The 15,243-nt window shown below is 42.1% G+C and carries 12 protein-coding genes, 7 pseudogenes and 1 other annotated feature; of the genes and pseudogenes, 11 read left to right on the forward strand and 8 right to left on the reverse strand.

All coding sequences use genetic code 11. The annotated features are described in order from the left end of the window. Positions 1 to 148 precede the first annotated feature (148 nt). Complete coding sequence (locus tag ABLC00_RS18690; RefSeq protein WP_015060246.1) at positions 149 to 760, reverse strand: recombinase family protein; 612 nt, start codon at positions 758 to 760, stop codon at positions 149 to 151. Positions 761 to 985: 225 nt separating this feature from the next. Continuing rightward, positions 986 to 2,173 (reverse strand): tetracycline efflux MFS transporter Tet(39), encoded by a 1,188-nt coding sequence (gene tet(39), locus ABLC00_RS18695; RefSeq protein ID WP_004856455.1) that lies wholly within the window; start codon positions 2,171 to 2,173, stop codon positions 986 to 988. 65 nt (positions 2,174 to 2,238) lie between these two features. Between tet(39) and ABLC00_RS18700 the strand changes: the two genes are divergently transcribed. Continuing rightward, complete coding sequence (locus tag ABLC00_RS18700) at positions 2,239 to 2,880, forward strand: TetR/AcrR family transcriptional regulator C-terminal domain-containing protein (RefSeq protein WP_004787586.1); 642 nt, start codon at positions 2,239 to 2,241, stop codon at positions 2,878 to 2,880. A 597-nt stretch (positions 2,881 to 3,477) separates the two neighbouring features. Here ABLC00_RS18700 and ABLC00_RS18705 read toward each other — a convergent pair. Together ABLC00_RS18705 and ABLC00_RS18710 are read right to left on the reverse strand one after the other, a co-directional pair. Beyond that, positions 3,478 to 3,942: a hypothetical protein gene (locus ABLC00_RS18705; RefSeq protein WP_004968108.1), complete on the reverse strand. Its 465-nt coding sequence runs from the start codon at positions 3,940 to 3,942 to the stop codon at positions 3,478 to 3,480. Positions 3,943 to 4,159: 217 nt separating this feature from the next. Continuing rightward, positions 4,160 to 4,267: pseudogene (locus ABLC00_RS18710) on the reverse strand (DUF3761 domain-containing protein); the annotation flags it as partial. Positions 4,268 to 4,323: 56 nt separating this feature from the next. Here ABLC00_RS18710 and ABLC00_RS18715 point away from each other — a divergent pair. From ABLC00_RS18715 to ABLC00_RS18730, 4 genes and pseudogenes are all read left to right on the forward strand, one after another. After that, positions 4,324 to 5,557: pseudogene (locus ABLC00_RS18715) on the forward strand (IS3 family transposase). Then, positions 4,613 to 4,729 (forward strand) — a sequence feature (AL1L pseudoknot). Its footprint overlaps the pseudogene before it by 117 nt. Positions 5,558 to 5,691: 134 nt before the next feature. Next, the gene (sul2, locus tag ABLC00_RS18720; RefSeq protein WP_001043260.1) at positions 5,692 to 6,507 is read left to right on the forward strand and encodes a sulfonamide-resistant dihydropteroate synthase Sul2; all 816 of its coding nucleotides are present in this window, start codon (positions 5,692 to 5,694) and stop codon (positions 6,505 to 6,507) included. 86 nt (positions 6,508 to 6,593) lie between these two features. Next, positions 6,594 to 6,806, forward strand: a pseudogene (gene glmM / locus ABLC00_RS18725) (phosphoglucosamine mutase); the annotation flags it as partial. A 49-nt stretch (positions 6,807 to 6,855) separates the two neighbouring features. Beyond that, a pseudogene (locus ABLC00_RS18730) lies at positions 6,856 to 7,083 on the forward strand (transposase); the annotation flags it as partial. A gap of 50 nt (positions 7,084 to 7,133) precedes the next feature. On the opposite strand, the gene ABLC00_RS18735 reads toward ABLC00_RS18730, so the two are convergent. Together ABLC00_RS18735 and ABLC00_RS18740 are read right to left on the reverse strand one after the other, a co-directional pair. Continuing rightward, a complete protein-coding gene (locus tag ABLC00_RS18735; protein ID WP_001067783.1) occupies positions 7,134 to 7,838 on the reverse strand; it encodes an IS6-like element IS1008 family transposase in 705 nt (234 codons plus the stop codon). Positions 7,839 to 7,919: 81 nt separating this feature from the next. After that, positions 7,920 to 8,987, reverse strand: a complete 1,068-nt coding sequence (locus tag ABLC00_RS18740) for a YeiH family protein (protein WP_016165167.1) — start codon at positions 8,985 to 8,987, stop codon at positions 7,920 to 7,922. Between the two features lie 137 nt (positions 8,988 to 9,124). On the opposite strand from ABLC00_RS18740, the gene ABLC00_RS18745 reads away from it, so the two are divergent. Beyond that, the gene (locus tag ABLC00_RS18745; RefSeq protein ID WP_121595086.1) at positions 9,125 to 10,003 is read left to right on the forward strand and encodes a LysR family transcriptional regulator; all 879 of its coding nucleotides are present in this window, start codon (positions 9,125 to 9,127) and stop codon (positions 10,001 to 10,003) included. A 295-nt stretch (positions 10,004 to 10,298) separates the two neighbouring features. On the opposite strand, the gene ABLC00_RS18750 is transcribed toward ABLC00_RS18745, so the two are convergent. Then, a complete protein-coding gene (locus ABLC00_RS18750) occupies positions 10,299 to 10,538 on the reverse strand; it encodes a hypothetical protein (protein ID WP_016165165.1) in 240 nt (79 codons plus the stop codon). Positions 10,539 to 10,770: 232 nt separating this feature from the next. Between ABLC00_RS18750 and ABLC00_RS18755 the strand changes: the two are divergent. After that, positions 10,771 to 11,703 (forward strand): annotated as a pseudogene (locus ABLC00_RS18755) (IS5 family transposase). Positions 11,704 to 12,139: 436 nt separating this feature from the next. Continuing rightward, positions 12,140 to 12,868: a substrate-binding domain-containing protein gene (locus ABLC00_RS18760; RefSeq protein WP_171062543.1), complete on the forward strand. Its 729-nt coding sequence runs from the start codon at positions 12,140 to 12,142 to the stop codon at positions 12,866 to 12,868. A 183-nt stretch (positions 12,869 to 13,051) separates the two neighbouring features. On the opposite strand, the gene ABLC00_RS18765 is transcribed toward ABLC00_RS18760, so the two are convergent. Continuing rightward, the gene (locus ABLC00_RS18765; RefSeq protein ID WP_369028993.1) at positions 13,052 to 13,351 is read right to left on the reverse strand and encodes a helix-turn-helix domain-containing protein; all 300 of its coding nucleotides are present in this window, start codon (positions 13,349 to 13,351) and stop codon (positions 13,052 to 13,054) included. 10 nt (positions 13,352 to 13,361) lie between these two features. Here ABLC00_RS18765 and ABLC00_RS18770 point away from each other — a divergent pair. The 3 genes and pseudogenes from ABLC00_RS18770 to ABLC00_RS18780 form a co-directional block, all read left to right on the forward strand. Further along, positions 13,362 to 13,640, forward strand: a pseudogene (locus ABLC00_RS18770) (hypothetical protein); the annotation flags it as partial. A gap of 249 nt (positions 13,641 to 13,889) precedes the next feature. Beyond that, positions 13,890 to 14,594 carry an IS6-like element IS1008 family transposase gene (locus ABLC00_RS18775; RefSeq protein WP_001067790.1) on the forward strand — a complete coding sequence of 235 codons (705 nt, stop codon included), beginning with the start codon at positions 13,890 to 13,892 and terminating at the stop codon, positions 14,592 to 14,594. A 245-nt stretch (positions 14,595 to 14,839) separates the two neighbouring features. After that, positions 14,840 to 15,242 (forward strand): annotated as a pseudogene (locus tag ABLC00_RS18780) (helix-turn-helix domain-containing protein); the annotation flags it as partial. Position 15,243: the final 1 nt, after the last annotated feature.

Consider the following 15,243-nt stretch of genomic DNA (forward strand, 5'->3'; position numbering starts at 1 on the left):
TGGTTGGCTTTAATTAGTTTTTAGTATTCTTTATAGAAAATGCCTCGATCAAGGGGCATTTCTAACAATCATTTAACATAAAATTTCTTATGTGAAGTAACCTGAATGCAGCGGTGCCCCATTGGGGGCGCGTTGAGATAAGCCTCTTTTAGATAACTTTAGCAACTCGATAGACAGTTGCAACTCCACAATTCACTGCTTTGGCAATTTCTTCCTTAGTCATATTGCCAACTACTAGCAATTCTTTTATTCGTTTATGTTTAGCCTCATTTGCCTTCTTGCCTGTTGGTTTGTAACCCGAACGTGCCAGGCCCTGCTTAATACGTTCTATACGTTTCTCATTGTCTAGGCGGGCCATTGTTGCCAGAAGATCAATCAACATATTGTTGATGAGTTCCAAGATTGAATGAGTAATGCTGTCACTGGTTTGAATCATTTGGTAGGTAGTAGGAAGATCTGCTACGACTAAACGAAGTCCCTTCTCCTGGATCCTGCGCTTCAGCTCTTGAAAATCTCGTTGGGTTAGGCGTGATAAGCGGTCAATACTTTCAACTAACAATGTGTCACCTTGATTTGCTTCTGACAGTAGCTTATTCAATTCAGGTCGGTCTAACTTCGTACCACTATAGTTTTCCACGTACACAATGGTTTCACCCAAATTCAAGTTTTGGTTTAGATCCTGAAGAATCTGCAAAGCCCTTTCTGCATCTTGATCTTTAGTTGAAGCTCGTAGATAAATACGTGTATTCATTTCTATCATTTAATCTTAATTCTATTAGATTAATGATAATACTATCATTTAATTATTGCATTAAGTCTAATGATAGATATTGTATGCGATTTGGCTCGCTATCATTCAGGTATAGTCTTTTGATAAAAAAAGCATGACTAAAAGCCATGCCTTGGGAATTCGTATAACGTGTATTATGTTAATTTTAGATAAACTATAGAATCCATTAGTTTTTAAACCAATAAATTAAATATTTTATGGAACTCCAGAATATTTATTCAGGCGATACTTAAGCAATAAGGGTAGGGTGATTACATAAAGTATTGCAGCTAATGCCCATACCATTCCAGGAGCTGATGCCTGAGTCATAAAATAGAGGCTAGTAACTAATACAGGACCAATTATAGCCCCCAGACTATTAAAACTGCTTAATAGCCCTTGTAATTCACCTTGTCTTTCATCACTAATACCTCTGGACATCATTGCTTGCAAAGCAGGAACGGCTACTCCACCAAGGGCAAACAATGGTAACAACGCAAAAGGCACCCATTCTTCAACAGCAATAGATAAAAGAAGTAAACCAATTGCATCGCAAGCTATTCCACATAACAACGTATTTTTCTCTCCAAACCTCTTTACCATAGGGGCGATAGCAAAAGCCTGTGCAATAGAATGGCATATTCCATAACTAGCAAGGGAAACACCTGCAATAAATATACTCCAGCCATAACGATCCTGCCCATAGATAACCCATAAAGTTGCGGGGACTTGTGAAACCAATGTGATAATTAAAAAGATACCAAGCAATGGAGCCATATTAGGTTGAGTGATCAAATAGGATAATTTCTTTAATATTGATTGCTCCTGAACCTTCTCAGTCATTTTATTGCTGTGTTTTGATTCTTTTAATAAGACTGCTGTCATTATTAAATTAATCCCATTCATAAAAGCAGCAGCAAAGAACGGTGCATGTAAGTTCCATTCACCCAAAACTCCACCTATTACCGGACCCGCTATAAACCCAATACCAAAGACAGCTCCAAGGAGACCAAACCTTTTTGCACGCTCATGGGCTGGAGTAATATCTGAAACATAAGCTGTTGCAACAGCCATGTTGGCACCTGTAATTCCCGCAAAAATACGACCAATATATAGCCACAATAGAGAAGGAGCAGCAGCCATTAGGAGATAATCAGCCGTTGCACCAGCAATTGAAATAATTAATACAGGTCGACGTCCAAATCGGTCACTCAACGCTCCAAGGATAGGTGCAAAAATGAACTGCATCAGAGCATACACAGCTAATAAAGCACCATAGTGAACACCGCCTGCTTCAGCTCCAGCCAATGACCGTAATAATTCAGGCAAGATCGGCATAATTAAACCAATCCCAACAGCATCCAGAAATATAGTGATTAAAATCACGCTCAATGATTTCTTCACAAATGCCTTCTCTAGCAATGATAGAATTAATATTCTCTCACACACTCCCTATCAGTGATAGATTTATGAGTAAAAAAGATATTGCACCTCAACGTCTGACACGTGAAATAGTCCTGCGTACCGCATTGGATATGTTGAATGAAGAAGGCATAGATTCAATAACCACACGCAAGCTAGCTCAACGATTGGGTATTAAATCTCCAACTCTATATTGGCATTTCAAGAATAAATCCTTGTTAATGGAAGCAATGGCGGAAACCATTATAAATGAACACCATTTAGTTTCTTTACCCATCGATGGGATGACATGGCAAGATTGGTTGCTCGCTAATTCTGTAAGCTTTCGTCGAGCACTACTAGCTTACCGTGATGGTGCTCGTCTACATGCAAGAACTAGCCCCAGTCAAGGACATTTCAACACGATTGAGGCCCAAGTTGCGCTGTTATCTCATGCTGGGTTTTCTCCTGTTGAAGCAGTTGCATTACTTATGACATTAGGAAGGTTTATTGTTGGGTGGGTCCTTGAGGAGCAGCAAGAAGAAATAAGATCAGACCCACCATTCGAAGCCGATCCAACTATATATCCACTCATGCTCCAAGGAGTGAATACCTTACAAAATATGAATGCGGATGACATTTTTGAAAATGGGATTCGTATGGTGATTATCGGTGCTGAAAGACAACTTGATATTAAAATGCAAACTTAACTCTATACTGCTTTAAGCAACTGTTCTATTTAGTAATAAAGCTTTTATCCTTAATTATTTAACATAATAGAGCTTATACGAAATACTTTTTAAAATATCTTTGTTTTTCATATAGTTAAAAATTTTTAATCCGCCTAAAAAACAACAAAATACCGACTTGGAAACAAGTCGGTTTCTTTTTAAGCAATTTTGATACTTCTTGCCAATAAATTTGATCAATCTTCAATCAATTTGTCATTTTTCTCTGCGTTATCAAGCCAGCGCTGGCTTAAATTATCCCCAATTTCTGCGGACAACTCTTGGGATAAAAATCCACCAATTTTGTACGCCTGAGCGCACATGAATTTAGGGATTTTGCGGATGTTCACAATCCCTTGTATTCAATATCATGAAGTCATAAGAGAAGAGGATGTTCCGCAGAATAAAAATAAATAATCGCACAAGGATCGGCGGCACGACAGGAGTTATGCCAAGCGAACCAATACGAAAAAGCCCGACAGGATGTCGGGCTTTTTTATGTCTTGAATCTGGTGGATTTCGTATAAGAGATTTTATGTTAAATCGATAATCAAAAAGCCCATGAAAGTAAGCCTTTTTTCATCCATGAGATTTACTTACTTCTTCTAAAATTTTGCTTTTTACCCAGTTTGAAAAATCTTTTTGATTTTCTACAAAGTGTAAAAGATCAGCCTCACTTTCCCGATTAAAACTTATACTTTTAACTTTTCTACTCTGCTTTTCATATTTTGCATTTATTGCAATTTTTCGCCAATTTGTTTGATCGACAATATCATAAGCAGCAGCGAAAACATTATTTGCATCATTTTCATCAATACAAACTTCAATATTTTCTGCATTGAAAATACGGATTTCATCCATTTCTATTTTTTTATTGGTAGATGAAGTGAACCCGAAAAATAAGGTAATACCATGTTTTGATGTTATTTCTATATTGCCAAAAGATTCATCAGTATTTGTATGAGATTGATCTAATAGAATTTCACAGCTAGTAACTCGCCAACCTGTTTCCTGTTGAAGTTGTGAAGCTAACATTGGAAGCATATGTAATCCATTTTTGTTTTTGATAGTAATACGATAATATTAATTTTTAATTTTTACAAGTTTATAGATGAGGATATAGACATTTTAATTGGTGAGAATATAGACACTTTAAATGGGTTCTAACATGAAAAATAGGAACTTAAAATTCCTGTTTTTATTGGTTTTTAAGTTTTAAGCATATTGCATGATAAGCTTTAAATCAGAAGTATTCTAAGTTCTAAAGCCAGTTAGCTACTCCACCATGGCCAGAACAAGTACCTCTCCTATTCAAGCTAAAAGACCAAGTCCCATCTCTACACTTCGCTGTTGCATTAGAAGGTTGCTTATTTGCTGAACCGTACCGGGTTTGTCGGAGAGTCAATATTCTGAGAGACTATCCCGATGACAAAATTAAAATATGCCCCTGAAATCAGAGAAAGAGCGGTTCAATTATTGATTGAATCTGAAAAAGATTATCCATCGAATTGGGCTGCGATCACCGCTATTGCTCCCTGAGCAGTATACTGCGCAAGGGTTGTACTCCTGAAACACTACGTGTTTGGTATCAAAAATATTTAGATAAACTAAATCCAGTTAAAGTACAGCAGCTTTCAGACCAAGAACGTATCAAACAACTCGAACGCGAAAATAAAGAACTGCAACGCGCCAATGAGATTCTACGTAAAGCAGCCGCTTTTTTCGCCCAGGCGGAACTCGACCGCCCACACAAATAATGGTGGATTTTATCCATAATAATAAAGAGCTGTACGGAGTCGAGGCGATTTGTAGAATTTTACCGATCGCACCCTCAACCTATTACCGGACTCTAGATCTCTGCGAAAACCCAGAACATCGAGCAAAGCGAGATCTACATGACTTGCATCATGCTGAACAAATTAAACGAATTTGGAAGGAAAGTTCAGGTCGATATGGTGTACGTAAAGTTTGGCAAAAACTGAAACGTGAAGGCTATATTATTGCACGCTGTACAGTTGCTCGATTGATGCAAAAGCTAGGTATACAAGGTGTTTGGCGAGGTAAGAATAAACAAACTACCCATAGCCGAGATGATCAAAAACGAGCAGATGACTTGGTGAAACGCAATTTTAGTGCTGATCACCCTGACCAGCTGTGGGTCGCTGACTTTACGTATATTCAAACAAATTCAGGCTGGGTCTATACCGCCTTTATTATTGATGTGTTCTCGCGAGCAATTGTTGGATGGAAAGTATCAACACGGATGAATACAGACATGGTGCTCGATGCACTGGAGCAAGCATTGCATGATCGAGGCATGCCAAAGAACGTGATTCATCATAGTGACAGAGGTGTGCAATATCTTTCCATTCGTTATACCAATCGTTTAGAAGCAGCAAATTTACGAGCATCAGTCGGTACGACCGGTGATTCATACGATAATGCTTTGGCTGAAACAGTGAATGGCTTATACAAAACAGAGGTGATTGAATATTTAAAAGCAGATTGGCAAGGTTTAGCGGATGTACAACTTGCGACATTAAATTGGGTAGATTGGTTCAATAAAGAGCGTGTACATAGTGCACTAGGTTATGTGCCACCTTTTGATTTTGAAGCAATGTACTATGATAAAATTAATCCGTTAGGTCAGGTGGCCTAACTTAAATAAAAAAGTCTCCGACAAACCCGGTACGGTTCAGATCACCGCAAACAGGTTACTCGCCTGGGGATTCCCTTTCGACCCGAGCATCCGTATGAGACTCATGCTCGATTATTATTATTATAGAAGCCCCCATGAATAAATCGCTCATCATTTTCGGCATCGTCAACATAACCTCGGACAGTTTCTCCGATGGAGGCCGGTATCTGGCGCCAGACGCAGCCATTGCGCAGGCGCGTAAGCTGATGGCCGAGGGGGCAGATGTGATCGACCTCGGTCCGGCATCCAGCAATCCCGACGCCGCGCCTGTTTCGTCCGACACAGAAATCGCGCGTATCGCGCCGGTGCTGGACGCGCTCAAGGCAGATGGCATTCCCGTCTCGCTCGACAGTTATCAACCCGCGACGCAAGCCTATGCCTTGTCGCGTGGTGTGGCCTATCTCAATGATATTCGCGGTTTTCCAGACGCTGCGTTCTATCCGCAATTGGCGAAATCATCTGCCAAACTCGTCGTTATGCATTCGGTGCAAGACGGGCAGGCAGATCGGCGCGAGGCACCCGCTGGCGACATCATGGATCACATTGCGGCGTTCTTTGACGCGCGCATCGCGGCGCTGACGGGTGCCGGTATCAAACGCAACCGCCTTGTCCTTGATCCCGGCATGGGGTTTTTTCTGGGGGCTGCTCCCGAAACCTCGCTCTCGGTGCTGGCGCGGTTCGATGAATTGCGGCTGCGCTTCGATTTGCCGGTGCTTCTGTCTGTTTCGCGCAAATCCTTTCTGCGCGCGCTCACAGGCCGTGGTCCGGGGGATGTCGGGGCCGCGACACTCGCTGCAGAGCTTGCCGCCGCCGCAGGTGGAGCTGACTTCATCCGCACACACGAGCCGCGCCCCTTGCGCGACGGGCTGGCGGTATTGGCGGCGCTGAAAGAAACCGCAAGAATTCGTTAACTGCACATTCGGGATATTTCTCTATATTCGCGGTTCAGCAGGCATGTCCCCTTTGAGGGCGACCCGACGACAGGATAATCGACCTTATGGTGCGCAAATATTTCGGCACAGACGGTATTCGTGGCAAAGCCAACGAAGGCGCGATGACGGCGGAAACCGCCTTGCGCGTCGGCATGGCGGCTGGCCGTGTCTTTCGTCGCGGTGACCACCGCCATCGTGTCGTGATCGGCAAGGATACGCGCCTGTCGGGCTATATGCTTGAACCCGCGCTCACAGCCGGTTTCACCTCGATGGGGCTTTGTTGCACAAACCTATCTGTAAAGGCTTTTTCAGCGATATAATTTTCAAATGAAGAAGCCTACACACAAAATCTACCGCACAACCAATTGGCCCGCATATAACCGAGCACTCATGAGTCGCGGAAATATTGCCATTTGGTTTGATCCTGCTACGCAATGGTATGCTCCATCAAAAGGCAAACAAGGGCGAAATCAAACCTACTCCGACGCAGCTATCCAATGCTGCTTAATGATTAAATCCTTATTCCGTCTGTCTTTACGTATGGTCACTGGCTGGCACTGTTGCAAATAGTGATTTGAGTCGATGATGTTCCCTTTAAAAAGTGCTTAGAGACCGAAAACCCTGTTGATTAGACACACTTCACCCTGAGGCTGACCATAATAAAATGACGATGCTTGTCCTTTACGTAGTGCACGCATGACTTCAATACCTTTAATTGTGGCATAAGCAGTCTTCATAGATTTGAATCCTAATGTGGCCCTGATGATTCGCTTTAACTTACCATGATCACATTCAATGACATTATTTTTATACTTAATCTGCCTGTGCTCAATATCTACTGGACATTTTCCTTCTCGCTTTAATCGTGATAAAGCATGGCCATAGGTCGCTGCTTTATCTGTATTGATGACCCGTGGAATTTGCCATTTTTTCACCGTATTGAAGATCTTTCCTAGAAAACTATAGGCTGATTTACTGTTCCGTCTAGCGGAAAGGTAAAAGTCAATCGTATGACCCCGTTGATCAACTGCACGATACAGGTAAGTCCATCGCCCCTTCACTTTGATATAAGTCTCATCCATATGCCATGAATGTAAATCTGTAGGATTACGCCAATACCAGCGTAACCGTTTTTCCATTTCTGGAGCATAACGCTGAACCCAACGATAAATTGTACTGTGATCCACATTTATGCCTCGTTCAGCGAGCATTTCTTGAAGTTCACGATAGCTGATGCCATATTTACAATACCAACGAACAGCCCAAAGAATGATTTCACCTTGAAAGTGCCGACCGTGGAAGGGATTCATCTGCTGTATCTCGAAATAAATAAGATATTTAGCTTATCATGTCAGCCTATTTGCAACAGTGCCCCCTCGACCAGGTTATATTTAAAACAGCTGTGCAATGCCTACATTAATGGCAAAGCCAGCTAAGGTTAAAAACAAAAATAAACAGCCTGCTAATAACAGTGGTTTTATTCCCGCTTGGCGAATAGCGCCAACATGTGTACGCAGCCCAAGTGCGACCATGGCAATGGTAAGTAGTATATTATCAAACCATATAATAGCGTTTGTAGTTCCTTGCGGAATAACCGATAACGAATGCACGCCACTTGCCACTATAAATAACACTGCAAACCAAGGGATTGAAATACCCGCTTTTTGCTCGCCGCCATGTGCGTTTATGTTTGCATGCTTTTTACTTTGCCAAAACGATAAGCCTACTAAAAATGGCGCAAGCATCATTACGCGTAGCATTTTTTCTATCACGGCGGTGTCAGCCGCATTGGCACTTACCGTAGTCCCTGCTGCTACCACTTGCGCAACTTCATGAATGGTTGAACCAACAAAAATACCGTACGCATGCTCACTCACACCCATATATTCAAACATAATTGGGTAGGCAAACATACTTAACGTGCCAAACACCACAACCGTTGCCACCGCTACAGATACTTTATGCGCTTGTGCTTTTATTACTGGCTCTGTTGCCATTACCGCTGCGGCGCCACAAATAGAGCTACCCGCACCTATTAGTATGGTTGTTTGTTCATCAAGCTTAAAAACGCGCTTACCTAGCTGTACTGCTAATATAAACGTACCAAGCAGCATTACCACATCGGTTAATAGGCCATGCCAGCCTACACCCGCTACTTGTGCAAAAGTAATCCTAAACCCAAATAAAATAATGCCCGCTTTGAGTAATATACTTTTAGCGTAATCAACGCCTACATCTGTACGCGTAGCAATGCGCGCAAACACACTGTTACCCACAATAATGCCAAGCACAATACCAATTGTTAAGGAGCTAAATTGCGCACTTTGCATTATAGGTAACTTACTTAATGCAACAGATGCCCCCGCTAACACAACCACCAGCAGCATACCTAACCACCAGCGCGTATCGCCGTATTGCTTAGTCAAAGGCTGAAAACTACTTTTAATAGCGCTAAGCATAATATTCCCTCACTTAAACCAAGTTGATGTGTTGACTTAATTGTAAGAAAGCTCAAAATATAACTCCAATATATTAAAATCATGATTTGATAACTTAAAGTTATACAATTTAGAGTTATGCAATTTAAGGTTGTTCAATGAACTTACATTCACTTAGGGTGTTTTATACAGTGGCTAAATTGGGTAGTTTTTCAGGCGCAGCCGAAGCGCTTTTTATAAGCCAGCCCGCTGTTTCTAAAGCGCTAAAAGAGCTAGAGCATCAGTTAAACATTCAACTTATTGAACGTGCATCTAAGGGTAGAAAGCTCACCCTAAGCGAGGGCGGCCAAGCTTTGTATGATCACGCCCGCAGTATTTTTGCTATCGAAAAAGCCGCCATTGAAGATATTAAATCGCGAACAGGGCTTAAGCGCGGTACATTAGTTATAGGCACCAGCACCACCATTGCCAGTTATTGGCTACCGCCTTATTTAGCCAAATTTTGTGCGCAGTACCCGCATATAAAAGTAGAAGTACAAGTGGCTAATACCGCGCAAATTGAGCATGCCTTACTTGAATGCACTATCGATTTAGCACTGGTTGAAGGCACACCTACCGAGCCGCACATTATTAGTAAGCACTGGCAAAGTGATTTAATGAGTGTGGTTATACCGAGCAACTTTAAGCCCACTAAAGACTTAAAAGCATGGTTAAACGAGCAGTTTTGGTTATTACGCGAGCCAGGCTCTGGCACGTTAGAAATGTCTGTAAAGTTATTAGCAGAGCATGGCGTACAAGCAGAGCAAAGTATGCAATTAGGCAGCAACGAAGCTATAGCAAGAGCTGTTGCTCAAGGTATGGGGGTCGCTTTATTGCCAAACGTAGTCACAGAAGATTTAGTGCAGTTAGGCAAATTAGCGCGCCTGAGCCAAAAAAATAACGAGCAACTCTCTCGGCCGCTATACCAACTGCATTATAAAGACAGACCGTCTTCGCATGTTGCACAAGCATTTGAAAAAAGCCTGTTTAGTGAATAGAGGTTATGTGAGTAAAATTAGAATTGAGCTGTAAGTCGTGTATATATAAGAAGCTGAAGGTCGAAGCATTATTGTTTGTTCTGCTTTGACTACAAATGCTTCTTAGCATATGAGCTCAGTGCTCTGCTTGACTCATATAAATCGAGGGCAATTTGAAACCAATGTGTCCAATGAATATTGTTACTCTTTTTGAGCAAGGAGATCATTTCTTTAAGCGTATCTGAGTAAAAACCTTAGATTACTCATAAATCATAATGCAAAAGCTGGTGCAAACTGTTAAGCGCTGGCTGATTTTTTATGTTTTTTTGAATCTTATTTTTTCCCATAAAGCCCTCAGATTAATACCGATTCCCATAAAATTTGGTTTCAATTCTACTATTTTTTCTTCACTTTTCGGTTCTTTGGAATTAACTCCAGCCTCATTACCTTTGGCTTTAAAACCTTCAACATTTTTGACTTTAGCTAAGGTTTCTTTTGAGGTCTTATTGTTCTTTAAATCAACATCTTTTGAATCTTCTATATCGAACATTGGCATATCCTATCCTTTGCTATTCAAGTACCCTATATACCATCTAACTATTTGTGCAATAGCTGAAAGACGGAACGATGTATTTGCTTGACTAACATCATCTGTACGGTTGGAGGCTTTTAATCCTCTGACCTGCCTTGCCTTTACCCCCGTATTAACATTTAAAAATTTTGCGCCAGTAATTGGCTTTGTTGCACAAACCTATCTGTAAAGGGTTTTTCAGCGATATAATTTTCAAATGAAGAAGCCTACACACAAAATCTACCGCACAACCAATTGGCCCGCATATAACCGAGCACTCATGAGTCGCGGAAATATTGCCATTTGGTTTGATCCTGCTACGTAATGGTATGCGCCATCAAAAGGCAAACAAGGGCGAAATCAAACCTACTCCGACGCAGCCATCCAATGCTGCTTAATGATTAAATCCTTATTTCGTCTGTCTTTACGTATGGTCACTGGCTTTGTGCAAAGTCTGATTAAACTTTGCGGATTAAATTGGATAGCTCCAGATTACACCACGCTTTGTAGAAGACAAAAGTATATTGATATTGTAATCAGCTACCAAAAAAGTAGCGATGGGCTGCATCTACTCATGGACTCTACAGGCATGAAGTTTCTAGGTGAGGGCGAATGAAAACGCAAGAAACATGGACCTGAATATCGTCGCCAATGGCGTAAACTTCATATTGGTATAGATGCTAAAACCCTACAAATACGAGCAGTTCAGCTTACAACCAATAATGTCAGTGATTCACAGGTGCTTGGTGATTTACTTAATCAGATTCCACAAGATGAGCAGATTAACTGTGTTTATACCGATGGAGCTTATGACACCAAGCAATGCCGTCAGGTCATTGCAGATCGGCAAGCGCATGCGGTGATTCCACCTAGAAAAAATGCGAAACCATGGAAAGATACAAAGAGTAGCTCGCTAGAGCGAAATGAATTACTTCGAACAATTAAACGTTTAGGCAGGACACTATGGAAAAAATGGTCAGGCTATCATCGTCGAAGTTTGGTTGAAACTAAGATGCATTGCATTAAATTATTAGGAGATAAACTCAGTGCAAGGAGTTTTGATAGCCAAGTGAATGAGATCCATGCACGTGTAGCAGTCCTTAACAGATTTACGGAATTAGGTCGACCACTTACCCAAGTTACGCCTTAAATTTGGCTCAATTAGGGACGCTTTGCATTTCAAATCTTTGTGCAACAAAGCCCCGCCAATGTAAAAATGACCCACTAGGGGATGCGGACAAAATTCAACCGGCGTTGACAGCTCGCGCACTTCGGGGGTAAATTTGGTTCGGATTTTGCTCATGATGACTCCATTGTCTCAAATAACGGAGCCTCCTCAAAATCCGGGGCGGTTCACTTCTATAGAAAGGAGAGAATTTTCCTCGACAAGTTGATGTCTGAGACAGGTATTGAGTACTTCGTGAAATAGATTAATCAAGATCACTCAACAGTATGCTTCGGTTGCACGACAAGACACTTAAAAATGTCCTTTCAGCAATATTGTTATCAAAAGAATTCTTTTTAGGATAGTAACCATGAAATCGCTAAAGCATCTAATTCCCGTACTTACATCATGTCTGTTAGGCATGTCCGCTGTCATTCCAGCAATTTCTCATGCGGCTCAAGAGGTACGAGTTTATGGCCCGGGCGGCCCAGCTCCCGCGATGAAAGAAGCCGCGAAGACATTTGAGGAAAAAACTGGCACACCAGTAATAGTTACCGCTGGCCCCACACCAAAATGGATTCAAAACGCAAAAGACGATGCTCACATTATCTACAGCGGATCTGAAACGATGATGACCGACTTCGCCCAGGCTATGGAGGGCGGATTTGATGAAACCAAGGTTAAGCCGCTCTACCTGAGGCCATTGGCAATACTTGTACGCCCGGGCAATCCTAAAAATATCAAGGGACTTTCCGATTTGTTCAAACCTGGACACAGAATTTTGGTGGTCAATGGTGCTGGACAAAATGGTGTATGGGAGGACGCAGCGGGCCGTAAAGGAAGTATTGAGTCGGTGAAAGCGTTCCGAAAAAATATTGCCAAATACGCCAAAAACAGCGCCATCGCAAAACAGGAATGGACTGATGACACTTCTTTGGATGCCTGGCTAATCTGGAACATTTGGCAAGTTGCGAACCCCACCTTGGCGGAAGTTGTGCCCATTGAAAAAGATTATGTTATCTATCGTGATACCGGTGTGGTGCTAACCAACAAAGGTGAACAGATCACAGCAGCGAAACAATTCGTTTCGTTCTTACAATCCGACGACGGTGCGGCTATCTTCAAAAAATGGGGATGGATTACTCAATAAAATAAGCTTAAGAACAGTGGTGCTTGCATGAGCAAGCTCACGTGTGCGCCACTGCCCTTGCATAAAATACTTCCTGAATCGCAATTGAGAATCGTTTTTTCAAGCGACGTAATACATGCCATTGGCTTGAGCGGCAGACCTCAAAAAATATTCAATCGCTGCGCGAGATCTCCGCAAAACAAGCTATTCTTTACTACCTAATTTTCTGTAAAGTGTTCTCTCACTGATGCCTAAATAATTAGCGAGCTCTTTTTTTGAGCCAGAAAAATTTTTCTCCAACTCACGTATTTCTGAGTCATTCATTTTTCTTTTTTTGACTCCGAGAGTGGATGACGAAAAAGAGGACAAAGAAGAGGATGCGGATGGCTGCAACAGTTCAGCGGGCAGATGCTCATATTCGATACGTCCATCATCTGCAAAAACCCGAGCCCTATCCAAGGCATTTTTCAACTGAGGAATGTTTCCGGGCCAAGAGTAATTCATGAGTGCGCGCATACCAGATCTCGATAAGCCCAAGAGTCCGCTCCGCAGAGCGCAGATTGAGGAAGGTATCGAGATGCTGATCACGCTACTGACGCTTTTCCCTGATCTCGTCACTATCGTGTTTGCCGGACGTGTTGCCCAGAAAGCCATACCGCGTGTTCGGCTCGCCTTCCCTAATTTTTCATTGCTGGAAATGCCACACCCAAGTCCCCTTTCTGTTTGCACTCACCCGAATGTTAGACAGCGCATTTTGTCCACACTGCGTCACGCCAAACAGTCGATCAAGTAGCCAAAGGCTCAGGTTTTGCTCGCCTTGCTCAGCGAGTGGATACACGGCGAGACGAACAAGTTGCCGCGATAGGCACCAGCCAGGGTTTTAGCCGCGACGATCATCCACATGACAGTCAGCATCAACACCAGCACTACGCCAAAGAAGCTAAAGAACGTGAGGTGCAGCATAGAGCCCAATTTGAGGGGCACTGTTGCAAATAGGCTGACATGATAAGCTAAATATCTTATTTATTTCGAGATACAGCAGATGAATCCCTTCCACGGTCGGCACTTTCAAGGTGAAATCATTCTTTGGGCTGTTCGTTGGTATTGTAAATATGGCATCAGCTATCGTGAACTTCAAGAAATGCTCGCTGAACGAGGTGTGAATGTTGACCACACCACAATTTATCGTTGGGTTCAGCGTTATGCTCCAGAAATGGAAAAACGCTTACGCTGGTATTGGCGTAATCCTACAGATTTACATTCATGGCATATGGATGAGACTTATATCAAAGTGAAGGGGCGATGGACTTACCTGTATCGTGCAGTTGATCAACGTGGTCATACGATTGACTTTTACCTTTCCGCTAGACGGAACAGTAAATCAGCCTATTGTTTTTTAGGAAAGATCTTCAATACGGTGAAAAAATGGCAAATTCCACGGGTCATCAATACAGATAAAGCAGCGACCTATGGCCATGCTTTATCACGGTTAAAGCGAGAAGGAAAATGTCCAGTAGATATTGAGCACAGGCAGATTAAGTATAAAAATAACGTGATTGAATGTGATCATGGCAAGCTAAAGCGGATCATCAGGGCCACATTAGGATTCAAATCTATGAAGACGGCTTATGCCACAATTAAAGGTATTGAAGTCATGCGTGCACTACGTAAAGGACAAGCATCGTCATTTTATTATGGTCAGCCTCAGGGTGAAGTGTGTCTAATCAACAGGGTTTTCGGTCTCTAAGTACTTTTTAAAGGGAACATCATCGACTCAAATCTCTATTTGCAACAGTGCCATTGATTCTAGGTTAAACAAAGAGGTCTATGAACTTAAAGTATCATGTACTCAATTTAACATAATCAAGATTATACGAAATGAACATGTAAGCCCAAAATAGAAATGTCCGGTTTCTCCAAAGTAAAAATGTCCGCTTTTAGAATATGCACTTTTGCGATTATCGAAGTGGACTGTTTGATATGTTGGTGTCTATGTCGGATAAAGAACTTAAACGATTGTCGGTCTTGCAAGAAATTTGTGATCAACGCATTAGCCAGTCTCAGGCTGCTCAGCTACTTCATATTTCAGAGCTTCAAATCAGACGCTTATTGCAAAAATACAAAGCTCAAGGTCCAGCTGCGTTAGCCCATGCGGCACGTGGCCAAACCAGCAACTCTAAGATTCCTGAAGAACTTAGACTGAAGTGCCTCAATATTGTCTCTAATCAATTTCATGGTTTCGGACCCACCTTAGCCCATGAAAAGCTGACCAGCATTCATGGCTTTGATATTTCCGTGGAAACAGATTGCAGCCAATTTGTGGATTCCTCGCTCTAAACGCCTGAAACGACCCTATCAGCCTCGATATAACCGAGATTGTTATGGTGAACTGATCC

It is taken from the genome of Acinetobacter nosocomialis, from assembly GCF_041021905.1.
Lineage (GTDB): Bacteria > Pseudomonadota > Gammaproteobacteria > Pseudomonadales > Moraxellaceae > Acinetobacter > Acinetobacter nosocomialis.